This window comes from Vreelandella sp. V005, from assembly GCF_052645115.1.
This window is the reverse complement of record NZ_JBQXYA010000001.1, coordinates 700,811-723,329: the sequence shown is the minus strand read 5'-3', so window position 1 is coordinate 723,329 and position 22,519 is coordinate 700,811. Positions and strand designations below refer to the sequence as shown.

The 22,519-nt window shown below is 54.8% G+C and carries 20 protein-coding genes; 9 read left to right on the top strand and 11 right to left on the bottom strand.

Going from position 1 to position 22,519, the window contains the following annotated elements:
• Positions 1-56 precede the first annotated feature (56 nt).
• Entirely contained in the window at positions 57-995 is a 939-nt protein-coding gene (locus tag ACUN8H_RS03295) for a LysR family transcriptional regulator (protein WP_445530738.1), read from the top strand.
• On the opposite strand, the gene ACUN8H_RS03290 is transcribed toward ACUN8H_RS03295, so the two are convergent.
• The 3 genes from ACUN8H_RS03290 to ACUN8H_RS03280 are packed head-to-tail and all read right to left on the bottom strand — an operon-like array spanning position 985 to position 4,193.
• The gene (locus tag ACUN8H_RS03290) at positions 985-3,036 is read right to left on the bottom strand and encodes an FUSC family protein (RefSeq protein ID WP_445530737.1); all 2,052 of its coding nucleotides are present in this window, start codon (positions 3,034-3,036) and stop codon (positions 985-987) included. The genes ACUN8H_RS03295 and ACUN8H_RS03290 overlap by 11 nt on opposite strands.
• Before the next feature lie 2 nt (positions 3,037-3,038).
• Entirely contained in the window at positions 3,039-3,926 is an 888-nt protein-coding gene (locus ACUN8H_RS03285) for an efflux RND transporter periplasmic adaptor subunit (protein ID WP_445530736.1), read from the bottom strand.
• A gap of 48 nt (positions 3,927-3,974) precedes the next feature.
• Positions 3,975-4,193 carry a DUF1656 domain-containing protein gene (locus tag ACUN8H_RS03280; RefSeq protein WP_445530735.1) on the bottom strand — a complete coding sequence of 73 codons (219 nt, stop codon included), beginning with the start codon at positions 4,191-4,193 and terminating at the stop codon, positions 3,975-3,977.
• Positions 4,194-4,428: 235 nt separating this feature from the next.
• On the opposite strand from ACUN8H_RS03280, the gene ACUN8H_RS03275 reads away from it, so the two are divergent.
• A complete protein-coding gene (locus ACUN8H_RS03275; RefSeq protein WP_445530734.1) occupies positions 4,429-5,166 on the top strand; it encodes a YoaK family protein in 738 nt (245 codons plus the stop codon).
• A gap of 121 nt (positions 5,167-5,287) precedes the next feature.
• Here the strand turns inward: ACUN8H_RS03275 and ACUN8H_RS03270 are convergent, their stop codons facing one another.
• A complete protein-coding gene (locus ACUN8H_RS03270) occupies positions 5,288-6,199 on the bottom strand; it encodes a LysR substrate-binding domain-containing protein (protein ID WP_445530733.1) in 912 nt (303 codons plus the stop codon).
• 186 nt (positions 6,200-6,385) lie between these two features.
• On the opposite strand from ACUN8H_RS03270, the gene ACUN8H_RS03265 reads away from it, so the two are divergent.
• Positions 6,386-6,964, top strand: coding sequence for an NAD(P)H-dependent oxidoreductase (locus ACUN8H_RS03265; RefSeq protein ID WP_445530732.1), 579 nt, complete (start codon positions 6,386-6,388; stop codon positions 6,962-6,964).
• 73 nt (positions 6,965-7,037) lie between these two features.
• Here the strand turns inward: ACUN8H_RS03265 and ACUN8H_RS03260 are convergent, their stop codons facing one another.
• The 3 genes from ACUN8H_RS03260 to msrP all read right to left on the bottom strand — a co-directional run bounded on the left by ACUN8H_RS03260 (position 7,038) and on the right by msrP (position 10,549).
• Positions 7,038-8,813: a S8/S53 family peptidase gene (locus tag ACUN8H_RS03260; protein WP_445530731.1), complete on the bottom strand. Its 1,776-nt coding sequence runs from the start codon at positions 8,811-8,813 to the stop codon at positions 7,038-7,040.
• A gap of 102 nt (positions 8,814-8,915) precedes the next feature.
• Positions 8,916-9,533, bottom strand: a complete 618-nt coding sequence (gene msrQ / locus ACUN8H_RS03255; RefSeq protein ID WP_445530730.1) for a protein-methionine-sulfoxide reductase heme-binding subunit MsrQ — start codon at positions 9,531-9,533, stop codon at positions 8,916-8,918.
• On the bottom strand, positions 9,533-10,549 hold the full coding sequence (gene msrP, locus ACUN8H_RS03250; RefSeq protein WP_445530729.1) for a protein-methionine-sulfoxide reductase catalytic subunit MsrP: 1,017 nt from the start codon (positions 10,547-10,549) through the stop codon (positions 9,533-9,535). Before msrP ends, msrQ begins: the two co-directional genes overlap by 1 nt.
• A gap of 252 nt (positions 10,550-10,801) precedes the next feature.
• Between msrP and ACUN8H_RS03245 the strand changes: the two genes are divergently transcribed.
• The 4 genes from ACUN8H_RS03245 to ACUN8H_RS03230 all read left to right on the top strand — a co-directional run bounded on the left by ACUN8H_RS03245 (position 10,802) and on the right by ACUN8H_RS03230 (position 15,328).
• Entirely contained in the window at positions 10,802-11,776 is a 975-nt protein-coding gene (locus ACUN8H_RS03245; protein ID WP_445530728.1) for a DUF2157 domain-containing protein, read from the top strand.
• Positions 11,773-12,864, top strand: coding sequence for a DUF4401 domain-containing protein (locus ACUN8H_RS03240; RefSeq protein ID WP_445530727.1), 1,092 nt, complete (start codon positions 11,773-11,775; stop codon positions 12,862-12,864). The genes ACUN8H_RS03245 and ACUN8H_RS03240 overlap by 4 nt, the downstream gene beginning before the upstream one ends.
• Complete coding sequence (locus tag ACUN8H_RS03235) at positions 12,861-13,400, top strand: GDYXXLXY domain-containing protein (RefSeq protein ID WP_445530726.1); 540 nt, start codon at positions 12,861-12,863, stop codon at positions 13,398-13,400. The genes ACUN8H_RS03240 and ACUN8H_RS03235 overlap by 4 nt, the downstream gene beginning before the upstream one ends.
• Before the next feature lie 188 nt (positions 13,401-13,588).
• Positions 13,589-15,328 carry a mechanosensitive ion channel family protein gene (locus ACUN8H_RS03230; RefSeq protein ID WP_445530725.1) on the top strand — a complete coding sequence of 580 codons (1,740 nt, stop codon included), beginning with the start codon at positions 13,589-13,591 and terminating at the stop codon, positions 15,326-15,328.
• Positions 15,329-15,412: 84 nt separating this feature from the next.
• Here ACUN8H_RS03230 and ACUN8H_RS03225 read toward each other — a convergent pair whose 3' ends face one another.
• Together ACUN8H_RS03225 and ACUN8H_RS03220 are read right to left on the bottom strand one after the other, a co-directional pair.
• Complete coding sequence (locus tag ACUN8H_RS03225) at positions 15,413-18,595, bottom strand: acyl-[ACP]--phospholipid O-acyltransferase (protein ID WP_445530724.1); 3,183 nt, start codon at positions 18,593-18,595, stop codon at positions 15,413-15,415.
• 105 nt (positions 18,596-18,700) lie between these two features.
• A complete protein-coding gene (locus ACUN8H_RS03220; RefSeq protein WP_445530723.1) occupies positions 18,701-19,636 on the bottom strand; it encodes a LysR substrate-binding domain-containing protein in 936 nt (311 codons plus the stop codon).
• A gap of 166 nt (positions 19,637-19,802) precedes the next feature.
• On the opposite strand from ACUN8H_RS03220, the gene ACUN8H_RS03215 reads away from it, so the two are divergent.
• Both ACUN8H_RS03215 and ACUN8H_RS03210 read left to right on the top strand, forming a co-directional pair.
• Positions 19,803-20,663, top strand: coding sequence for a DMT family transporter (locus ACUN8H_RS03215; RefSeq protein ID WP_445530722.1), 861 nt, complete (start codon positions 19,803-19,805; stop codon positions 20,661-20,663).
• Between the two features lie 72 nt (positions 20,664-20,735).
• Positions 20,736-21,605, top strand: a complete 870-nt coding sequence (locus ACUN8H_RS03210; protein ID WP_445530721.1) for a putative RNA methyltransferase — start codon at positions 20,736-20,738, stop codon at positions 21,603-21,605.
• Positions 21,606-21,757: 152 nt separating this feature from the next.
• Here ACUN8H_RS03210 and ACUN8H_RS03205 read toward each other — a convergent pair whose 3' ends face one another.
• Positions 21,758-21,964 carry a cold-shock protein gene (locus ACUN8H_RS03205; RefSeq protein ID WP_007111402.1) on the bottom strand — a complete coding sequence of 69 codons (207 nt, stop codon included), beginning with the start codon at positions 21,962-21,964 and terminating at the stop codon, positions 21,758-21,760.
• A gap of 255 nt (positions 21,965-22,219) precedes the next feature.
• Positions 22,220-22,435, bottom strand: a complete 216-nt coding sequence (locus tag ACUN8H_RS03200; protein ID WP_445530720.1) for a TIGR02450 family Trp-rich protein — start codon at positions 22,433-22,435, stop codon at positions 22,220-22,222.
• Positions 22,436-22,519: the final 84 nt, after the last annotated feature.

Below are 22,519 nucleotides of genomic sequence, written 5' to 3'. Positions count from 1 at the left end.
ATTCTGTTCAACATTGTTTGTATATTACAAACAATCAAAAGGTGCTTGGCATAGTCATGGATCGTTTTAACGCAATGCAGGCCTTTGCCCGAGTCGTGGAGACGGGCAGCTTTACCAAGGCCGCTGAAACACTTCACATGAGCAAGACCAGCGTGACACAACTGGTGCAACAATTAGAGGCACGGCTGCGTGTCAAACTGCTCAACCGCACCACCCGTAAGGTTAATGTCACGGCTGACGGTGCCGCCTATTACGAGCGCGTGATAAAGCTATTAGCCGATATGGATGATGCCGAAACCAGCCTCTCCAACGCCTCGGTGCAGCCGCGCGGACGACTGAGAGTGGATGTGCCCAGCCCGTTTGCGCGAATGATCTTAATCCCCGCTTTCCCCGCGTTTCATGCTCGCTATCCCGATATTCAACTCGACATGGGGGTGAGTGATCGCATGGTCGATCTGATCAGCGAAAGCGTGGATTGTGTGGTGCGCGGCGGGGAGCTTACCGATCTATCGCTGGTGGCACGACGCGTGGGGGATCTAACGCTGGGTGTTTACGCCGCACCAAGCTATCTGGAAAAGAGCGGTCACCCTACACACCCGCAAGCGCTTTCGCTCCCGCCTCATTCCATTGTCGGGTTCAGATGGGCACGCGATGGCTTGGCTTTTCCTTATGCTCTGTGCCGCGATGGAGAGCGTGTTGCCGTGCAAGGGCGCCACGTGATCTCCGTCGACGATGGGAATGCTGGGCTTGCCGCGGGTCTGGCGGGACTCGGTGTGCTTTGGCTACCTGATTACATGGCTAGAGAGCATGTGTCTCGCGGCGAACTGGTGCGCTTGTTTGACGATTGGCACATCGAGGCGATGCCGATGTACATCGCCTTTCCGCCGAATCGGCACGTTAGCGCCAAGCTGCGCGTGTTCATTGATTGGGTCGTGGCGTTGATGGAAGAGCATGCGCCTCGGGTAGATCGAAAGAGTAAACCCGTTAACGATTGAAGGAGCTAGGCAGCTTCGTTTGTTCTGCCATGATGCGCGCCAACCGTTCCAGGGCCAGTTCGAGCCGCTCGATCAAGCCTTCCAACAATACCCGGCGGTCGGCGGGCACGCTGCCATAAGCCTCGATCGCCGTTTCCAGTTGCTGGCCTGCTTCTCGAATGCCTTGGGGTGGGCGCCCGTTGGCACTCTCTTCAAACCCTTGTGCCAGCGTGTGCAACAGATGTTGATGTGCATCGCGGATGAGCGGGTGTGGGGCATCATCGAGCCGGTCACGCAGGCGCAGCGTGGCGGTGCCCAGGTCGAGCCCGGTCAAACCAAGAATAAATAGGTGGCGCTGGTCTTCTGGCAGCATGTCGTCGTGCTGGGCCAGTTGCAGTAAACGGTCTGCCATGTGGCCACTGAAACGGGTTTCGGCGTCGCGGATTGAGCGCCGCCTAAGCGCGTTTATATCCTTGGAAATCGCCTTGATAAGGCGCCGCCGCCTGAGTCTTGCCCCTGGCCCCGGCAGTAGACGAAACCCCATCACCACGCAGCTAAGCCCGATGATGACGGCTACCACTCGATTGGCGAAACTATCGAACGAGAAGTCCATACCATTACCGGGCATGGTCAGCAGAATATTGAAAATGGTAAACGCCAAGCAGTAGCCCATGGTCGCCGGGTTGGTGGCCCCCATCAGACCTAAAAACAGCGGCGTGCCAAACAGCATGGCCAGCATCGGAAAACCATTGGCCTGGGAAAGCAGCACGTGGCCAAACAGAAAGGCGCTGGGAATTGCTACCAGCATGCCTTTATAAAACATCTTAGTTATGGCCAGCGGGTTTTCGCGACTGGCGAAGAAGGCAGAGAAGAGCGTACCCAGCATCATCGCGATCATGGCGCTTTGCCAGGCAGTCACAATCCAGAAGGTGGCCAGCAGCGCAAACAGCACCCCAGAGCGTAGAGCGTTGATGCTGGCGGCGAGGTAGTCACGGTGCCAGGCCAGTGGAGATGAACGGAGCTGGTGACTAGCCGGTGAGGCAATCGCTTCGCGGGCATCGAGCATCACCATCGCGTGGCCAATCGATTCACGTAGCCCCAGGCGCATTCGTCGATCTAGCGGCGTTAATGTGCTCTCCTCATCATGTTCGTGGACACGGTGGCGTAACGCCTGCAGGGCTTGGCGAGCGTCAGCCACCCCTTTGACGTGCTCGGCATCGCGAAAACCACTGGCTACTTTTCTGGCAAGTTCGATGCTTTCCGGAGCAAGGCGGTCAGCGTGGTCATGCATCAATTGATGAAGTGCCTGCAAGTTGGCGAAAAAGCGCAGCGTGCGCCGCGTTAGCACATGGGTGGCGCGCACTCGCCCGGGGCCCACCGGGCCTTCAAAGCGGGCGGCTTGGCTATCGGTTTCAAGCAGGGTTAACGGTCCGAGACTGTTGCGTAAAGCTTTCTGCATGGCTGGGATGTCGTCACTGGCTTCTAAGCGCAGGGCGGCGTGCTCGAAGGCTTCGTTGATCACGCTGTCGGCCTGGGTGGCAAGGTGGGTGCCCACATGGGTGGGCCAGAGCAGTGAGCTGACCAACATGGCACAGATGGCGCCAAGCCCTAGTTCTGAAAGGCGTGCTAAGGCGATATCGAAGATGCCTGCTGGGGTACTGCCGCTGGAGATCACCACGATCAACATCGCCGTCACCGATGCCATCAAGCAGCCATAGGTGTAGTTATTGCGCCACAGTGAGCCGACATAGGTGCATAGCATAATCCAGATGGTCAGTATGATAAGGGCCGGTACTCGGGCTTGAGCAAACAGGGCCATAATCGAGACGCCTGCGACAGCGCCGATGAAGGTGCCACCAAGCTGGCAAATGCCTTTTTCGACCACCATACCGCTCATGGGCCGGATCTGGAGAAACGCCGCCGAGATTAGTGCCCAGTAAGGGCGCTCAAGATCGAACAGCAGGGCAACATAAAGTGCGAGCATCATGGCCAGGGTGGTCTTGATGGCGAATTTGACCGCCGTGGCGTTGGGTGTCAGGTAAGTGCTAAGAAACGGTGACATGGTCACTCTGGCGGCTGTTCGTTAGCGTGCTCGCCAGGATCGACGCGTACCGTAGCGGTCATGCCAACGCTCAGCAGGGTATCGTCGGGAACCTCGTCTAGCGCGATGCGCACCGGAATGCGCTGCGCCAGCCGCACCCAACTGAAGTTGGGCGCTACCTGCGGTAGCAGCTGTTGATTAAGGGACGTGTTTCTGTCGGCAATGCCACGGCCAATACCGGCGACGCGCCCTTTTAGGTGGGTGTCGCCGCTCATCAAAATGACATCGACCGGGTCGCCAACGCGGATAGCGGGCATTTTGGTCTCTTCAAAGTAACCCACGACATAGAAAGAGTCTTCAGCAATCAACGCCATGACCGGGGAGCCCCGATTGACGTAGGTTCCCGCGCTGAGCTGCACATTGAGTAGGTGACCACTTACGGGGGCGGTGATCTGGGTGCGCGCTAAATCAAGCTGGGCGCTGGCCAGTTCCGCCTCGGCCTGCTGCAAATCGGCTTCGGCAATCCGCGAGTTGATCTGGGCAATCTGCTGGTTCTCTGCGCTAATCGCACGATTGTTGCTCAACTGGTTGCGTCGGCTCTCCTCGGCGCGGTTTAGCTCCAGCGTGGCTTCACGATGGTCGACCGTGGCCTGAGCACTGTCGACTGCGGCTTGATAGCGCGTATCGTCAATTGAAAACAGCGTATCGCCCTGGGTAATCTGGGCGGTGTCAGCGACGTTAAGCGCGCGCACCCAGCCGGAAACATCTGGGGCAATGGTGACGACCTCGGCGTGAACACGAGCGTCGCGGGTCCAGGGGGTGTAAAGATAGTAGCGCCATAGCCAGGCGCCTGCGGCAACGGCAATGGCGACAATGATCAAGGTGAGCAACATACGAAGCGAAGGGCGCATCAACGGTTCTCTCAACAGCTGTCTTAAAGGCTAGCTAAAGGGGTGATATCAAGCGCTTTCAAGTAAGACGGTAAATAGGAAGGTAGTCGCCGCTAGTAAAATGACAAAAAGCGAGATATCGAACCAGGCTTCATACCAAAGCGCGTATTCGCCGACTACCCAGTGCAACAGCGAGCGAGTGACCAGCGTGCCGATAAACGCGATCAGGGCGTATATCAGCAGTGGGCTGAGATAAATGCCGCCAACGGCGATTTCTTGAAGACCCATAACATCCTTAAATGATCTGAATTCCTGCTAACAGAAAAGAACTAATGGTTTATTGAATCAATGCCCCTATGTTTCGCGCTAGTAATAGCATAGTGAGCTTAAACGAATCTTGCAGCGATGAGGTAAGAGGAGATTTTCATTCTGCATATTTTTACTTTTCTAATTTAGATATTACAGAACTATACTTTGGTGGTGATGTCTGATTTCCGACTAATTATATGGTTGGAGAAGGCCCTTGCTGATCAAAAAGAAGAAAGCTCGCTCTCATACCGAAGACCGCTGCTTGGCACTGGTGCTGGCGACAGCTGCCGGTATCCTCAATGCCATGGCGTTGGGGGCATTTGGGTTCCTTCCTTCCCATATGAGCGGCAATGCCTCACAAATGTCGACCGAAGTGGCCAATTCCGATACCTATGGCATTCTGTTTTTGGCCACCCTCATCATGGCGTTCGTACTAGGCGGTATGCTCGCGCGCATTGTCGTGATCGTGGGGCAGAAACTAAGAACCATCTTCTGTCTAATTCTCGTGGCGGAAGGGATGGCTTTGACCGTAGTGTCAGCATTTGAACTTTTATTTTACTCAACGCGCTTTAACGCGGAAGTACTCATCGCGTTGGGCTTCTTGATGGGGATACACAACTCGACTTCAACGCAGCTGTCGAATGGTCGAGTGAGAACGACGCATGTGACCGGTACTCTAACAGATGCTGGTATCGCGCTAGGTTCGTTCTTGCTCTCATTGGTATCACCCAGCGAAGCGCTTGATCGACGAGCTTTTCGTAAGCAGCTCTACACTCATTTAACGACGATTTTTTCATTTCTGAGCGGATGTATCGTTGGGTTAGTATTGTTCGATTTATTTGGTTTCATAGCTATGCTGGCGCTGGGAGGTGTTTTGATCGTTGTACCCTTGAGCGTTATTGTTATGACAGTGCGTACGGCAGGTAAGTTGGTGAACGTCAGAAGAGCGTGATGGGCAGTGACATCGCTTGCTCGAGTAGCACGTTTACAGTTCACTAAATTGGAGGGGGCATAAGGCCTGCTGTAGCGATGGCGAGAATCAGTTTTTTAAGCATGGGCCGTGAGCTGAGGTATCAAACAGATCTCCCCTGCAAATAATTCCCCGGCAACCTTTCCGCCAGAAAATCCATAAACAACCGTGCTCGCTGGGAAAGCGTAGCCTGGCGGTAGTAAACAACGTTGACGGCTTGGTTCTGGCATTTGATATGGTCGGGCAATACGTCGACCAGCGACCCCTTCTGGCGTGGCATGATGGTCATAAAGTCGGCCAAGCAAACAATCCCTTCTCCCGCCATGGCGAGCTCTATCAGCGTGCTGCCGCTGGAAGCGGACAGCGTCGGTATGATGTGTAAATGCTGGCCATCTCCGAGGATGAGCGGCCATTGGTTAAGATGGTCGAGCTGGCTGAAGCCCAGCAGGCTGTGAGCTTGAAGGTCTTCAATGCCCTGCGGTATGCCGGCGCGTTCGAGATACGCGGGACTGGCCAGAAGACGCAAGGGGCTGTAGCCAAGTAGCCGGGCGTGCAGCGATGAATCCTCCAGTTCGCCGATGCGAATGGCTAGATCGACCCGCTGTTCTAAAAGGTCGACAAAGCGGTCATGGGTATCTAATTCCAGTTTGACCCCTGGATAGCTGGCGCGGAACTCGCCAATCAATGGCACAATCACGAACTGCATAAAGCTGGGGGCGGCGTTAACACGCAGCCGCCCTTGAGGCTGATTGTGGCGATCCAGCATCGCCTCTTCGGCTTCTTCTACGGCGGCCAGGATACGGCGGCAGTGCTCAAGGAATGTTTCGCCCTCTTCGGTAAGCTCCAAACGGCGTGTGGTTCTGCGCAGCAGGGTGGCGCCCAGTTTTTGCTCCAGCCGGTTCAGCGCACGGCTTACGCCAGAAACGCTAATGCCTAGCCGTTCAGCGGCACTGGTGATTGAGCCGCTATCTACGACCGTAACGAAGGCCTGTTGCTCTTCAAGGGTACTTTTCATTGGAGGCTTTCCATCAAGAAGCGAGTATCGACGTACTCTACGCTGAGTATTGTTGACTTTAAATCAAAAGTGTCTTGCCGCAGCATCGCTTCTTTTTTCTCATCGTCACTCCCACAATATGTGCCAAGGACATCGTGCCTAGTTCTGTTAGCGCTGATGATCAACCTCTTGGGGAGAAAGTGATAGATGAAGATTCTGCTAATTAACGGTGGTAAGGCCTTTGCGCACTCTGGCGGTGAACTCAACAATACGCTACACGGCGTGGCGGTGAATGCGCTGAAGGAGATGGGCTATGAGCTTCGTGAAACGGTGATTGACCAAGGCTACGATCTCGAAACCGAGGTGCAAAACTTTCTGTGGGCAGACACCATTGTGTATCAAATGCCGGGCTGGTGGATGGGCGCGCCTTGGATTGTGAAGCGTTACATCGATGAAGTGTTCACCGAAGGCCACGGTTCCCTGTATGCCAGTGATGGCCGTAGCCGCCAAGACCCAACCAAACAGTACGGCAGCGGTGGCTTGCTGCAAGGTCGTCGCTATATGCTGTCGCTGACCTGGAATGCGCCTTTAGAAGCCTTCGATGAGCCGGGTAACTTCTTTGAAGGGCGTGGGGTGGAAGGGGTTTATTTCCCGTTCCATAAGTCACAAGAATTTATTGGTCTAGAGGCACTGCCGACATTCATCGCCAATGATGTGATGAAAGTGCCGCAGGTAGAGCGTAACAAAGCCGATTACCGTGACCATTTACGTAAAGTTCTTGGCTAATGTCATTTGTTTAAGTCTTGTTTGGAAAGCGCCCACCTGGCTAGGTGGGCGTTTACGTCTGCTGTAGGTGAGCTTAGCGCTCCCGGCTTAGGCTTTGTACGGTTAGGTCCAGTGCTTTGTACATGTTCAGCCGGGCTGACAGGCCGATATCCGGGTGGTTTAGCTCATTGGCGCGCTCGGAAGGCAGTATCGGGGCTGTCAGGTCATCGGCGTCCGTTGGCTCGAAATCGTACTCTTCACCGATGGTCATGGCGCTGCGGCGCAGCAGCATGCGAAGCTGCGCGGGCGTAAGCTCGGGTTCAATTGACAGCATGGCCGCCAACAGGCCAGCCACCAGCGGCGTCGCGTAGGAAGTGCCGCAGTGCGCCTCGCCTTGCTCACCTTCTATTAATGAAGAGCCCCGCACACAGGCGGCAGCGGTGATATCCACGCGCATATCGATATTCGAGGCGTTGCGTTTGACCACGTAGCGGGGATCATCGACCTGGACATCTTCATCGCTGCGCTGATGGCCACCCACCACGAACAGCTGATCGGTTACGAAAGAGGAGGGCAGGCGATACTCGTCTCTTCCCGAATAGGAGGACGCGTTGCCCGCTGAATTGACGACCACTACATCGGGGTGCTCCTCGCGTAGCCACAGGAAGAATTCTTCCAACAGTTCCTCGTAACCGCTCATGGCGATACCCGAGCGCACCAGTGAATCGATTTCCTTTCCATCGATGTCGATGGCCCCGACGCGGTGAATGCCCCAGCTCCAGTTGAGTACGCGTGCCCCGTCCTCGACCAGATTGACCGAGGCGGCGACATTGGCGGTGATGCCCGCATCCGAGTTGCGGTCCACAATCACATCGAAGCCAGGACCTACCTCGTCCAGCCCACGCAGAAAGCCGCTGTTGCCGCCTTCATTCCAGGCCGCAGCAAATACGCCGGTGACGGTCGTGCCATGCCCGTCGGGCTTGGCGGCATCGCGGGCATAAACACAGGTTCTCGTCGATTCAGTACGGCACTCTCCCAGGTAATCCGCAAAATCGGGTGCGTCGAAATCGACCTCGCGTTCGATAACGCCAATGCGGATTGGCTGCGTCTCAATATCGCCGTCCTGCCCCTCGAGCGATAGTCGGCGCTGGTAAAAATTCACGGCATCCAGAAAACGATTCGACGCCCACTCCTGGTCGCCCGCATCGGGCGGCCTGCTTGTCTCGCTCTCGATGCTTTTCTCCGCCCCCGACTCTTCTGTCACTACGGCATCCACACTGACTTCGTTACCCAGCCTGAGCACCAGTGCGTCGCGTTCATCCAGGTGGCTGACAGGCAAGCGCAGCTGATAGGTGTTGAGTGGTGGAATCATGCCGACTACTTCGGCACCGTATTTTTCTGCTAAACGCTGGGCTTCTTGGGCACCCTCATGGCTCTCTTCAATAATCAGGCTGATTAGATCCACATAGGTAGTGATGCCATCCATGTTCTTCGCCACTTCTTGCTCAGTGGCTGCTACCACATTGCTGCCCTGGAGGCTGACCCAGACTGGATTGCTGGCCTGCTCATGCTGTGAGAGCCATAACGGGCCGCTTTGCGCCTCAGCGCTATTGAGGCTGATACGTAGCCGGTCGCCATTATGGTCGATCGTCTCTGCTGGGAGTGGTGTGCCATTCAGCGTAACCTGGACGTGGCCGTTATCAAGGCCGCTGGCCTGAAGGCAGAATTCTTGAATATCCATCTGCAGCAGGTTGCCACAGCGCTGCAGTTGTTCGATGCGTAAAGGCTCTTCGGCCCCCGTGCCTGTAGTTATCCACATCAATGCCAGCGCTGTTGCCAGGCGACCGGCGCCTTTATAGGTGACCGCCATGCGGTTACTCCAAACGGTAGTTGGTTAATGATGCGTAGCATAACCGTATTGGCTGAATGGAACATGAACCCGGCTTGTATGTGTAGGTAAAGTTTTCTCTTTTTAACGACTAAATCGGTAGCGCAGTTTAGGCAGCTTGCGAGCGACAGGCGGTAGGCGGGTGGTCATGATTAGCGCCGCAATGGCCGCATACATCGCCCATTCCTGCATATCCGCGCGCACCACCCAGAAGAAGTGAAGTAGCACCAAACCCAAAATAGCGTAGGAAAATTTGTGCAGCGGTTTCCAGCGTTTACCCAGGCGCTTCATCGCCCAGCGATTGGAGGTGGCGCCCAGTATGGCAAGACCGAGCAGCGCGATCATGCCGACCACGATATAGGGGCGTTTCACCAGTTCACTGCCCAACAGCCCCCAGTTAAGGCCGAGGATGAACAGGGCGTAGCTGAGCAAGTGCAGGGTAGCGTAGACGAGAGTCCAGAGGCCAAGCTGACGCCGGATCAGCGCAAAGCCTTTCCAGCGGGTAAGCTTGGTCAACGGCGTAAGACTAAGGGTGAGCAGCAATATCCACAGACCGCCGATGCCAAGATTCAGCAGCAAGTAGCGCCCCGGTTCGGGGCCGGCGGCGTTGTTGGCCACTTGCCAGCTCCAGAATAGCAGCGGCGCTAGCGCGGCTAAAAATACGCCCACGCGCCAGAGTAGCCATGTGCGCTGTGTTGCCATCAGTAGTTAGCTCTCAAATCCAACTCTGCATAAAGCTCGGCGACTTCGTCGGCGTAGCCGTTAAACATCAGGGTATCAATGGTGTTCGTGTTGAACAGGCTGTTGGGTAAGCGGCGCTCGGTGGCTTGACTCCAGCGGGGGTGATCAACCTCAGGATTAACGTTGGCATAGAAGCCGTATTCATCAGGGGCAATGAGCTGCCAGGAATTGACCGGTTGCTCTTCCACCAGCGAGATCCGCACGATCGACTTGATGCTCTTGAAGCCGTATTTCCAGGGGACTACCAGGCGCAAGGGGGCACCATTCTGGTTAGGCAGTTCGCGGCCGTACATGCCCATGGCAAGCAGAGTGAGAGGATTCATGGCTTCGTCTAGGCGCAGCCCTTCCACATAAGGCCAATCGATCAGCGAAAAAGAGGAGCGCTGCCCCGGCATCTGTTCAGGGTCGACCAGGGTTTCAAAGCGGACGTATTTGGCTTTGCTGGTGGGGTCGGCGCGTTTGATCACCTCGGCAAGTGGGATGCCGAGCCAGGGAATTACCATCGACCAGGCTTCAACGCAGCGCAGGCGGTAAATGCGCTCTTCAAACTGGGCGGGCGTAGCGAAATCTTCCAGGGCAAAGCGCCCGCCGTTATTGACTTCACCATCTACCACCACGCTCCAGGGTTCTGTCTTCAGGCTGCCTGCGTGGCGCGCAGGGTCGTTTTTGCCTGAACCAAACTCATAGAAGTTGTTGTAGCCGCTGGCATCATCAAAGGGGGCGATCTTGTCTTTAGAAGGGTCGCTGGGCGTCATCGCTTCCCACTGGGTCTCACTAATCTTCTCCTTCAACCATGCCGGGGCGCTGCCTTCCGGCACATCCGAGTAATCGGCGCTGGCGCTAGCGTGACCCGAGAGTGCAAGCCCAGCACCCAGGCCCGCCATCCCGCCCATAAAACGCCGCCGGGAAAGGTAGATGGATTCCGGGGTAACATCGGATTCGCTTAAGTCACTCGGCTTGGCAATTTTTATTAGCATGAGGTGTCTCCAGTTAATGCAACAACCGCTTTAGAATGCGCAGTAGTAAGCTATATAAGAAGCTATACAAAAGGTTATGCTTCGACGCTTGGATCGGTAGAAAGTTCTACATAGCTTATATGGCTTGAAAGTTGATAACCGTTCATGAATAGCTAAACAGTCATTGTCGGGAGTTTATAAAGCGTTGTGTTGGACGCTTTCTGGTCTGCACGCATCCTTATTCTCAACGTTTACCTATGAACAAGGAAACCTATGGCTTCCCCTCGACGTGAGTTGGTGTCGTTAATTGAGCAGGGCGCTATACCACCTGAACAGGTGGCACACGCCGTTGAAGTGGCTGGGTTATGGCCGACGCCACGCGCGTGGGTGATATTTTTTGACCGATTATTGCTGTGGCTGGGTGGGTTAGCAACGGCATTTTCAGTGCTGTTTTGGGTGGCCTATCACTGGGACGAGATGGGGCGATGGTTGCGCTTTGGCGTGGTGGAGGCAACCCTACTGTTGGCAGTCGGTGTCGCCGTTTGGCCCCAGACTAGCCCAATCGCTAAACACGTCGCGTTAACGGCGGCCTCTTTGTTAGTCGGAGTGCTGTTAGGGCTGTTCGGCCAGGCGTATCAAACCGGTGCCGACCCGTGGCAGCTGTTTTTTATCTGGGCGCTGCTCGTGCTGCCTTGGGTCTGGGTGGCGCGCTTTCCACTGCTCTGGGTATTGTGGCTGGGATTGCTGAATCTGGCGATCGGGCTCTATTTTCGTACCTGGGGCGGGCCGTTGGGTGTGTTGGCCAGCAGTGACGCCGCCCTGTGGGGGCTGTTTGGGCTCAATACCCTCGCTCTGGCAGTCGCTGAGTGGGGCACGCATTATTCGGGCTGGCGCTCAAGTCAGTGGGCCATTCGCGTAGTGGCGGTGGGTAGTGGCGTCCCTGTCACTCTATTAGCGATATCTTTGTTGGTTGACGCAGGCCTCGTGTGGTCGCCAGTGGTTGCGATTTACCCAGTTTGGCTGGCGGCGCTGTATGGCGTTTACTGCCACGGTCGGCCTGAACTGTTCATGCTCGCGGGTGGTTGTGTCTCGGTGATAACGGTGGCGACACTGCTTCTTGCCCGGCTGTTGTTATGGGAAGGCGAATGGCAGGAGGGAAGCCTGATGTTGATCACCATCGCGGTGTTAGCAATGGGCGCTGGCGCTGTGATATGGCTGAAGCGGCTACATCGGGCGCTTTCACAATGACGAACAGTAATGTTGATTTCAAAACTGAGCTGAGCCGCGCGGGTATCACCTTAAAAGAGCCAACCACCTCAGCGCCGTTGGAACCGCCTTGGTTTGTGCGCGCGCTTCAGGCGTTTAGCGGCTGGTTGGCAGCGCTATTCCTGCTCGGGTTTATTGCCATGGGCGTGGTGTTCGTGGTGGAAAGCAGCGCTGCTTCAATGGGGTTAGGTCTTGTGATGATTGGTGCTGCGTTTGGACTCTTTCGTAGGGCCCGCAGCGATGTGCTGGAACACCTAGCGCTGGCCATTAGTCTAGCGGGTCAGCTGCTCATCGTCTGGGCCTTGGTGGCGTGGTGGGAAGCAACCTCTTATTCACTATGGTCGCTGTTGGGCTGGTCACTCGTTGGCTTACAGTGCGTTTTGGCGTTGGTCATGCCGAGCCAGGTGCATCGTACGTTTTCAGCATTTGCCGCCACGCTGGCACTCTATATGGCCTTGGCAACCAGCAGCTTGGCGCCCCTCGCCAGTGGTTTTGTATTGTTGGTGATAACGCTGCTCTGGCTCAATGAGTTCCGCTGGCCTAACCGTATCAAGCACTTGCAGGCCTGGGGCTATGGGCTGTTGATTGGTCTTTTGCTCATACAGGGTGTCGTGCCCAGTGAGCAGACTTTCTGGTTCTGGTTTGAGGCTCACACCAGCAGTGATTTTAGTCGGCTAGCGCCTTGGCTGAACGCTGTATTCGTCGCGTTCTCTCTGGTGGCTCTAATGTATGCGGTATTTCGGCGGCGACGTTCCTACCGTTTTCACGGGAGCATTTATATGGCGCCTGTGGTGATACTGCTGATCGCTTTTTATGCACCTGGCATAGCCGCTGGGGTCGTCATTTTACTGCTAGGTTTCGCCATTGGGCATAGGCCGCTGGTCGGCATTGGCGTGCTTTCGCTACTGATGGGGATTGGCAGTTATTACTATTGGCTGGATACAACGCTATTAGCTAAAGCACTTTCGTTGTTAATCATGGGGTTGAGTATGCTGACGCTGCGTTGGGTGTTGCATAAACGGATGCCCCTGCGTGAAAACGAGCATGTGGAAAGGGGGCGCTACGAATGAAATTGACCCCCAAACAGTACCGATGGCTGGTTATCGCGGCTGCCGTTGTGATGCTGAGTGTTGTTAACGGCGCGATTTGGCAAAAAGAGCGCCATTTAGCGGAGGGTGAGATTGTCTATCTGGAACTGGCACCAGTCGATCCGCGTTCGTTAATACAGGGCGACTATATGGCGCTGAATTTCGCGCTGGGAAACCAGGTTCAAAGCGCACTAGTGCAACAAGATGAAGCCCCGCAGGGTAGGCCTCAGAAAGCCCGCAATGGCGCTGTGTTTGTGCGATTAGATGAACAGCGTATCGCTCACTTTCAGCGCTTAGATAATGGGGCTGCGTTGGGTGCTAAGGAGAAGCGGTTGCGCTATCGCCTGCGCAACGGCCAAGTTCGCTTCGCTACCGATGCGTTCTTCTTCCAGGAAGGTCACGCTGAGCAGTATGAATCTGCCCGGTACGGCCAGTTTCGGTTGAACACCCAGGGCGAGCTACTGTTGGTCGCTATGTACGATGAAGCGCTTAATCGGTTAGGTGAAATGACCCAGTAAGGGCTGGTTTTCATGCTGTTGCTCACTTTTCGCCCATGATATCCCCGGTGCGTCTTGCACCCTTTAGAAAGGTAAGCTGTAATTCTTCCTCCCACTGACAAGGATGGCGCCAAGGTGACCCTTGGGCAGGCTATTAATTAGCGTGTTGGTGGTTGGCAACGTGGCTCACCAAAATGAATAAGGTATTTATGAAAGTAACCAGCTCGTGGCTCGCATGGGGGATGTTCGTACTAACGTTAACATTTTCCAGCTTATGTGCAGCACAAACTCAAGGAGGAGAGAGCGGGAACAGCCGATGGTTTACCGTTGATATAATCAATAGTGGGCTGGGTGAAGCGCCTGAAGAAGCAAACCGGGTAACGCCCCGGGAGTCGATGCGCAGTTTTTTGGAACTCACCCATCAAGAGGAGTATGAAGCTGCTGCCCATATACTCAACCTCGCCGAATTCTCCGCAGCGGAGCAGCAAGCGCAAGGGCGTGAACTGGCTAGGAAACTGGCCGAAATTCTTCGCCGTGGTGAATGGCTGAGTGTGTCTGATCTCCCCGGGCGGGAAGACGCCGTTATTGAAGACTCCTCTGGCCAGAATCCTCGCGTTGGTGAAACCCGCCGCAATATTGAAGTCTCTTCCATGCAGGCCAATGGGGAAACTTACGATATTCGTTTGGGCAGGTACCGGGCAGGGGAGCAGGAGCCTGTCTGGCTGATCATGCCCATCAGCGTGTCGTATATCCCCGTGTTGTATGAGCAGTACGGCCCCTCAATGCTGGAAAGTTACATACCCGAGCGCTTCCAATCGTCGTTTGGCGTGTTGAGGATTTGGGAGTGGATCGCCATCCCTATCTTTATATTGTTCATCGGCATGGTCGGATGGATGGTGCACCGCTTAATCGGGTTGATGTCTAAATGGCTGCCTTCCGGTATTTCAAGCATCTTTGCTAGCCAAATTGGCATGCCCGCAGCGCTCATTGCGATGTCCTTGGTGACCCAGGTGCTGCTGGATTATGTCGTGTCGTTTTCGGCGGTCGCGACGACGACCTTTCGCGTGCTGTTAATCAGTATCCTGGCCTGGGGGGCAGGTACGATTGCACTGCGCTTAGTGGATACCATCATGCTGCGCATGACGCGGCGTCTGGTAGGCGAAATAGACGACACCAAACCCCGCGACGAGCGCCGGCTGTTAACCTCTCTTTACGCCCTGCGCCGTATTATTATTTTGATCACTGTCACCGGGGTCTCGATCTACATACTGGGTCAGATCCAACTCTTTGAGTCCCTTGGCCTCTCTATTCTTGCTTCGGCCAGTGTGCTGGCGGTGCTGGTAGGTGTCGCCGGTCAAGCAGTGTTGGGAAATATCTTATCGTCGTTTCAGCTGTCGTTTGCCAAGCCTATTCGTATTGGCGATCTGGTCATTTTTGAGGGCCAGTGGTGCTACGTAGAAGGCATCTTTTATACCTTCATTCGATTAAGGTCGTGGGACGAGCGGCGTGTGATTGTTCCCGTTACCTACTTTACCTCCAAGCCCTTTGACAACCTGTCGGTCAAGAGCACCAAGATGTATCGGTTTTTAGAGCTGACCCTACATTTGAGCGCCGATATCGGTCTTGTGAGGGATAAGTTCATCGAATTCGCTAAAGAGGAAAACAGTGTTATCGAACACCATAAGCTGCTGTGCTACGTCACCGGCCAGACCGGAACCGCGCAGACGGTCTCGTGTTATTTAATGACCTCAGACCCATTATCGGGCTGGTCAGCCGAGATGAACGTGCGCGAGAAGCTACTCGCCTATATACGCGACAATCATCCAGAGTGGTGGCCACGTGAAATCGTGGTGCTCAGTCACAACGATATCGCCCGTGGTGAGCAGAGCGAACGCACAGGAAAAGCGGATAGTTCTGAAGCAGATAGCTCTGAAACAGATAATTCTTAGGCGAACTCCTCCGCAGGCAAGTAGGCAGCGATAAAGCACTGTCTTACCAATATTGGTGGGGGGATCTCCTCCCCTTTAATCTTACTAATAAGCGTCTTCATTGCCTGCATTGCTTGGTTGAATATAACGTTCCATCAGCGTTAAGAAGCCGTCTTCGTCGATGGCGCCTTTATCACCCGTGATATACCAGCGTTGACCATCCATTTCGTGGATCACTTGAGCGGTGCGCTGATGGTCGTTGAGGTAGCCCTGCATGATTTGCGGGCCGCTAATCAATACCATACCGGCCTCCCCGGTAGGCAGCTCTTCATAACTTTCTGGGTCGATGATTTTGAAGCTGGTGCCGGGTAGTGGCATGCCCACCGTGCCGGGTTTGCTGCCGCGCTGAACTTGCTGATAGTGCACGCCTAGGGCGTCGGGCAGGTTCACCGAGGCCACGGGGGCAACTTCGGTGGCGCCATAGCCTTCATAAACAGGCTTTTGAAATTTCTGTTCAAAGCGGGCGCGCACGTCTTCGTTAAGTTTTTCACCTCCAGCAACGACCACCCGCAGGCTTTCCAGCATCTGTGGGTGCACGGCTTGGTGGTTGATAAACGCGGACAGAAAGCTCGGCATGCTAAATAAAATGGTGGCCTTATGTTGGGCAACGGCACCTGCAATGCTGGGGGCATCGGAGGGATTCGCGTGGCAGACCAGAGGCAATCCTTCGATGAGCGGCAGTAATTGGGTCACCGTGAAACCAAATACATGAAATAGAGGCAGCGAGCCCATGACGACGTCATCGCTCTGGGTGTTCAGTACGTCAGAGGTCTGTTTGATATTGGCCATCAGGTTGCGGTGGCTGAGCATCACGCCCTTGGGTTTGCCTGCACTGCCGCTGGAAAACAGGATGGCGGCAGTGGCGTCGGCATCGTGACTATGACAGAGGCAGCGCTGTATCAGCCAAGTCGGCAATATTCTCACCGCAAGCCAAGTATTTAAGCGTTCGCCACGGCCAATGTTAGTCTGCAGCTCTTCTAAAAAGACCAACTGCTGATTACTGAGCAGTTGACTAACGTTTAACCCACTTTGCGCAAGCTTTTTCACAAAGCGTCGTGAGGTAAATACGGTGGTAATCTCTGCCTGGGAAAGCGCGGATGTGAGCACTTCTTGATCGGCGGTGTAGTTGAGGTTAACCACCGTTTTACCCGCCAACAGCGTCGCCATATTGGCGATAACCCCGTTACTGCTGGTGGGCAGCAGCAGGCCAACGTTTTTACCTAGATTGAGCCTGCGAAGTCGCTTCGCCAGCAACAGGCTGGCGCTCAATGCTTGGCTTGCATTGAGCGGCTTGCCCAGCGTGTCGGCTAGGGCGAGGTCACTAGGCCGGCGTTTGACGCTGTGGATCCAGGCGTAGGGTAGCGTGGGCAGGTCGCCCATGGCTTTCTGCCAGGAGCGCGTAGCCTGCTCAAAAATACGCCGTTTGAGTACATCAGCAGGGGTATCTTTGGGAATCGGTTTACCAAACGCCACGATGACGGAACGGTGAAGCGGTGCATTGCGCAGCACTTTTAACTTGCTGGAGGAGCGAGAGAACTGGCTGCCCCACAGGCCACGCAGGTAAAAAGGCACAATGCTGACGTCCGGGTTCGCCATTGCACAGGCGCGCTGGTAGCCACGGCGGAATTCGCCTAGTTGGCCAGTGCGGCTGATTGCCCCTTCCGGAAACAGGCACACCACTTCGCCTGCATTGAGTTGTGCGGCGACTTCCGCCAAAGCCTTTTCAGCCCCTTCACCGCGCTCAATGGGGATACACCCCAGTGCTTTGAAAAACCAACGTAGGTACCAACGCTGGTAAACCGATCTGAGCATGACAAAGCGCACTGGGCGGGGACTAGCGATTTGTACCATGGCCCAATCTACCCAACTGATATGGTTGCCCAATAGCAGCACACCGCCCTGGGCGGGCAGGTTCTGTAAACCATGGACGTCGACGCGATAGCGGCGGGTCAGCAGGAAACTCAATAGAAAGCGCACTAAGCTTTGGGGCAGCTTAACAATGGTGTAACCACCGCCCACCATCGCCACGGTAGCGATAAGTAGCAACAAGTAGTGGCTATTCACTCCCGCCAACGCGAACAGCGCCGTGAGCACCAAAAAGCCCAGCATGGCGATGTTTTGAATCCAGTTACTGGCGGCCAGCACGGTGCCTAATTCTTTATCGGCAGCGTGAAACTGAATCAATGCATTAAGCGGCACAATGAAAAGCCCACCCATCATGCCAATAAACACAAAGTTCAGCGCTTGGCTGACGGGAGTGGTTAACAGCGGCAGGCATCCTAAGCCAACGGCTACGCCGATAGCGCCCACCGGAATTAAGCCGGTTTCAATGCGATTGTGAGATAACTTGCTGGCCAACAGTGAGCCCAACGCAATGCCGATACCGCTTGCAGCCAAGATGCCTTGAAGTACCAACGTGTTATCGATACTGAGTGCCTCTTTGGCATAGGCCGGGAAGGCTGCCAGCAGTACTTGTCCGACTGACCAGAAGGTGGCCAGGCCGATAATGGAGAGCCTAATCACAGGCTGGTGAACGATAATCCGCAGGTTGTCTTTGAGCGCACTGCCCGTCAGGTAGCGCTTCCAGGTCAGTGGCGTATTCGAAGAGGCAGTGTTATCCAGCGGTAGGCGGTAAAGCGTTACCACCTGAAGAGCGCTATTGAGCACCAGCAGCCAGCCCAAAGGGGCTATTTGGCGCAACAGTTGCGCAGGCGTTTGTCCATTGGAAGACACCCAAGTCTCAAATAGCGCGGTAAACGCTACAGTGCCCGCCAGAATGGCGCCAATAGTGACGGCCTGGATTAGCCCGTTGGCTTCCGCCAAGCGCGGCTTACCGAAGAGCCCTTTGACTAGGCCGTATTTGGCCGGCGAGTAGAAGGCTGACTGAATCGCCAGCAGTAGCGTCATCGCGAACGCCAACCAAAACCAACCCTGGTAGTAGGCGGTGGTGATCACTAATGAAACTATCACGGCGGCCCAAGCCGATGTGCGCAGAATGCGCACCTTTGGGTAGCTATCTGCCACATGGCCCGCTGGGCTAAACAGTAAAATAAAGGGCAGCAAAATTAGCCCATTCACCAGCGCAGTGAGCACCACTTGGGCGGTGCCATCGTAACTTTTGAAGATCGTATTCTGGATCACGATCTTATGACCCAAGTCTACGAAGGCATTTAGAAAGATAGCAATCAGGTAAGGCCAAGCGCCGGTTATGCGCAACAGTCGATCCATGAGGTGTCGCCTTGTCTTTGCTTGAAAGTCGTTCGGTGACAGCATTATACCGCCAATAAACGTATCGGCTTGCGCGAGTTACTAGCCGCTTAGCAATACGTCTGTCTACAGCGGGGCGCCACGAAAATGAGTGGCTTCTTGCTCCAACCACTCGATGAAGCGTGCCACCGCCGGTGGTGTTACGCCTTCAGAAGGCAGGATCAGTTCATAGGCGAACGGAGAAGCGAGCGGATAGCGTTCCGCAAATGGGCGCACCAATACTCCGCTGGCGAGCCGGTCGGCCACCAATGGGTAGCTGGCCAGTACCACGCCTTGCCCCGCCATAGCCTGATCGAGCGCCAAGCTGTAGAGCGAATATTGGCGTTGTCGGGGGATTTTTTTTATTGCCACCTCGGCGTTTTTAAACCAATCGTGCCAGCTTGGAATTGGGTGACCCGCGTGGCTACACCAGTCCACGGTGAGCAGTGTCTGGGCCAGCAAGTCAGCGGGCTCGTGTATATTTTTCTGCGCTAACAGGGTGGGCGAGCAAACAGGAAAGAGGGTGTCTTTAAATAGATGCTGGCTGGTAACGCCGGGCCAAGGCCCTTGGCCATAGCGCAGCGATAAGCGAGCCCTATTAGGCATCCATAGCGGCGGCGTTAAACGCGCCTCGGCATCCAGGGAGATTTCTATTTGCCGCTCATTGGCTTCAAAGCCGGATAAGCGGGGAAGTAGCCAAAGCTGTAGGAAAGAGGGCGGGGCGCTCAGTAGCAAGCGAAAAGCATCTTCTGAGCGCTCGGTGACGTTCTGCACGCCGCTGGCGATGCGTAAAAGACCTGCTTGCACATCTTCAGCAAGCCCTCTACCTGCTTCGGTTGCACACACACCATTGGCGTGGCGTTCAAACAGCACCACCCCCAAGTGATCCTCAAGCTGTTTGACCTGTCGGCTAACGGCGCCAGGGGTAACCCCCAAACGATACGCGGCGGCTTTGAAGCTATTTTCTCGCACCGCTTCGGCAAACGCGCGCAGTGAATTCAGCGGTAGCCTCTCAATTCGCATAGCGTGAGTTTTCCTAAGCCTAGGTTCGATAAGTAATCGTTTGTCTGCCGTTTCGATTACTGCTGCAATGAACGCCTTAATGTTATAGGAGCTTACAGTGAATAATCAAAGGGTAGTCTCAAATGCCCAATCTACAAGCATATCAGGGCGCTCGCAGCGAAAGTCTATGGATGCTACGGCAGCATCGCTAATGCTACTGTTTTGTCTGGTGCTGGGGTTTCAGCAGGTGGCGATTAAAGGGGTGGCTGAGGATATCTCACCTGTAGTGCAGGTAGCCCTGCGTTCCGCTATCGCTGGATGTCTGGTGGGGTTGCTTGCCTATTGGCGCGGCATTCGCTGGGCGGAGGTGGGGCGCCATTGGGCACCTGGATTACTGGTTGGTCTTGGGTTTGCTGCCGAGTTCGCTTTTGTCGCTTGGGGGTTGACCTACACACTGGCTTCACACATGTCGGTCTTTCTCTACACGGCGCCCATCTTCGCCGCACTTGGGCTACATCTCTGGGTACCTGGAGAGCAACTCTCTCTTCGCCAGTGGTGGGGAGTGGGGTTGGCGTTTCTGGGTATGGTAATTGCCATGGCGCCAAGCGGTGCCTATAGCACCGAGATTATCATTGGTGATGCACTGGGTTTGCTCGCCGGGCTCTCTTGGGCGGCTACGACTGTGATGATCCGCAAGACCTCACTTTCCGAGGCGCCCGCGGAACTCACTCTGAGCTATCAACTGAGTGTGACGGCGCTGCTGTTACTGCCCGTGGCGGTACTATCGGGGCAGTTAATGAGCGCGCAATTTACGTCCCTGGCGATTGCTAGCCTCGGTTTCCAGGCGCTGATAATTTCATTTGCCGCGCTGATGCTGTGGTTCACGTTACTGCGCCGTTATCGTGCGTCGCAGTTGGGCGTGTTCTCTTTTCTGGGCCCGCTTTTCGGCGTCCTTTTTGGTACCCTATTGCTCAACGAGCCGCTAAGCATCAACTTTCTGTTCGGCGGTGGCGTCATCTTGGTTGGTATTATTTTGGTGACGCATTGATCAGCGCGAGTCTCGCTGATAGCTAATTTCCTTCTGATGTGCGAAAACCTACCCTATGAGTCTGAGCATTTTATGAGTACCGACCCTTTTCAAGCGCTGGAATGTCCGCTGGACGGCGAGCCGCTAGCGCTAGCGGGCAATGCATGGCGTTGTGCCGCTGGGCATAGCTTTGATATTGCCAAGCAGGGGTACGTTAACTTGCTGCCGGTGCAGCAGAAGCGCTCCCATGACCCTGGCGATAGCAAGGTAATGGTGGCTGCTCGGCAGCATTTTCTAAGCGCGGGCCATTATCAGCCAGTGGCTGAGGCCGTCAGTCAGGCCGTTATACGCCGTATTGAGGAGCGGCAGGCGGTAGGTAAGCCGACGGTTAGCTGCCTAGACGCTGGTTGTGGTGAAGGCTATTACCTGCGCCATCTGAATCATGCCATGCCGGCCCTGCAGTCACGGGCGCTAATAGGGTTAGATATCTCAAAATGGGCAGTGCTGGCGGCGGCCAAGCAGGATAACAAGCAGTCTCCCATAAGCCGCTGGGTAGTGGGCAGCAATGCCCACCTGCCCGTGCAGGCGGGCAGTATGGATAGCGTGTTGTGCATGTTTGGTTTTCCGGTGTACAGCGAGTTTGTGCGGGTATTAAAGCAGGGTGGCATGCTGCTGCAAGTGGAAGCAGGGCCTGATCATCTTCGCGAATTGCGGGAAATTATCTATCCGACCCTAAAGCCAGGGCGTGCGAATACTGAGAAGGTGGCGGAAGGCTTTGCTCACCATCGCACGGACTCGCTGCGTTATCCACTGGCGCTGACGGGGGCGAAAAAAATAGCCGATCTGTTGGCGATGACACCCCATCTTTACCGGGCCAGTGCGGAAGGGCGTGCCCGTGCGGCGGCACTTGAAGCGTTAGACACTACCGTGGATGTGCGGCTGGTGCAGTGGTTACGAATTTAGCCGTTATCTAAAGTAGGGTTGCTGGGTGGCGTTTATTGTTTACCTTAAACGCAACAAGGCCCGCATAAGCGGGCCTTGTTATTCGAACCTCGGAAGGTCCGAACAAACTCTAAAGCGTTATCTCTTAAGACTTAGTCTTAAAAAACCTAGGCTTAGGAGATTTGCTTGATGTTCGAAGCCTGAAGGCCTTTCTTACCCTGGGTAACGTCAAAAGAAACGTTAGCGCCTTCTTGCAGGGTTTTGAAGCCGTCTGCTTGAATTTCAGAGAAATGGGCAAATAGGTCATCGCCGCCGTCAGAAGGAGCAATAAAACCGAAGCCTTTAGTATCGTTGAACCACTTAACTGTGCCAGTAGACATAGTAAAAATCCTTTCGCGCAATGCGCTTTGTAAAGTTCCTGGTATCACCCAGATTAATAGCGGATAAAACAAGGAATACAATTACAGTCTTGCCGAAAGATTTTGTACACGTCTATCTCGTACATTTCTAAATCTTTTTCGTACACTTCTGAAACCATGCTTGCTTGCTAACCAACTGGCGTTACAGTGTCATGAAACATTGCGTATGTCAAAGCCTTTAATGATTATCTTGCCTTTGAGGCCACTAAAGAGCCTCTATTGCCAGCCCGCTTTCCATACGCTGTCATTTTTTAAGTTTTTCCACGGGACAAAGCGTTCGCGAGGAGAGTAGATAGCCTCAATCACGACCTCCACAACATTTTCTTCTTCATCGCGCAGTAGCTGGGTAACGATAAAATGCTTTTCTTTATTACTTGGCTGGGCAGCCGTCCATTTGCTGTGGTGTAGCTTGTTGGGATTAATCTTATGCATTTACGCTCCTTAATCGCTACATTACCAATCATGCATAAAGCTGCGTCGGTTTAAGGCACTTACGCACTAGCAAAGCCATCGGGT

What these genes read in the sequence shown, in the direction of transcription:
- ACUN8H_RS03240 (WP_445530727.1), top strand. Translation starts at nt 11,773, where the DNA reads ATGACGAACAGTAATGTTGATTTCAAAACTGAGCTGAGCCGCGCGGGT.
- ACUN8H_RS03285 (WP_445530736.1), bottom strand. Translation starts at nt 3,926, where the DNA reads ATGCGCCCTTCGCTTCGTATGTTGCTCACCTTGATCATTGTCGCCATT.
- ACUN8H_RS03245 (WP_445530728.1), top strand. Translation starts at nt 10,802, where the DNA reads ATGGCTTCCCCTCGACGTGAGTTGGTGTCGTTAATTGAGCAGGGCGCT.
- ACUN8H_RS03220 (WP_445530723.1), bottom strand. Translation starts at nt 19,636, where the DNA reads ATGCGAATTGAGAGGCTACCGCTGAATTCACTGCGCGCGTTTGCCGAA.
- ACUN8H_RS03295 (WP_445530738.1), top strand. Translation starts at nt 57, where the DNA reads ATGGATCGTTTTAACGCAATGCAGGCCTTTGCCCGAGTCGTGGAGACG.
- ACUN8H_RS03260 (WP_445530731.1), bottom strand. Translation starts at nt 8,813, where the DNA reads ATGGCGGTCACCTATAAAGGCGCCGGTCGCCTGGCAACAGCGCTGGCA.
- ACUN8H_RS03215 (WP_445530722.1), top strand. Translation starts at nt 19,803, where the DNA reads ATGGATGCTACGGCAGCATCGCTAATGCTACTGTTTTGTCTGGTGCTG.
- ACUN8H_RS03200 (WP_445530720.1), bottom strand. Translation starts at nt 22,435, where the DNA reads ATGCATAAGATTAATCCCAACAAGCTACACCACAGCAAATGGACGGCT.
- ACUN8H_RS03265 (WP_445530732.1), top strand. Translation starts at nt 6,386, where the DNA reads ATGAAGATTCTGCTAATTAACGGTGGTAAGGCCTTTGCGCACTCTGGC.
- ACUN8H_RS03280 (WP_445530735.1), bottom strand. Translation starts at nt 4,193, where the DNA reads ATGGGTCTTCAAGAAATCGCCGTTGGCGGCATTTATCTCAGCCCACTG.
- ACUN8H_RS03235 (WP_445530726.1), top strand. Translation starts at nt 12,861, where the DNA reads ATGAAATTGACCCCCAAACAGTACCGATGGCTGGTTATCGCGGCTGCC.
- ACUN8H_RS03270 (WP_445530733.1), bottom strand. Translation starts at nt 6,199, where the DNA reads ATGAAAAGTACCCTTGAAGAGCAACAGGCCTTCGTTACGGTCGTAGAT.
- ACUN8H_RS03225 (WP_445530724.1), bottom strand. Translation starts at nt 18,595, where the DNA reads ATGGATCGACTGTTGCGCATAACCGGCGCTTGGCCTTACCTGATTGCT.
- msrP (WP_445530729.1), bottom strand. Translation starts at nt 10,549, where the DNA reads ATGCTAATAAAAATTGCCAAGCCGAGTGACTTAAGCGAATCCGATGTT.
- ACUN8H_RS03290 (WP_445530737.1), bottom strand. Translation starts at nt 3,036, where the DNA reads ATGTCACCGTTTCTTAGCACTTACCTGACACCCAACGCCACGGCGGTC.
- ACUN8H_RS03230 (WP_445530725.1), top strand. Translation starts at nt 13,589, where the DNA reads ATGAAAGTAACCAGCTCGTGGCTCGCATGGGGGATGTTCGTACTAACG.
- ACUN8H_RS03205 (WP_007111402.1), bottom strand. Translation starts at nt 21,964, where the DNA reads ATGTCTACTGGCACAGTTAAGTGGTTCAACGATACTAAAGGCTTCGGT.
- ACUN8H_RS03210 (WP_445530721.1), top strand. Translation starts at nt 20,736, where the DNA reads ATGAGTACCGACCCTTTTCAAGCGCTGGAATGTCCGCTGGACGGCGAG.
- msrQ (WP_445530730.1), bottom strand. Translation starts at nt 9,533, where the DNA reads ATGGCAACACAGCGCACATGGCTACTCTGGCGCGTGGGCGTATTTTTA.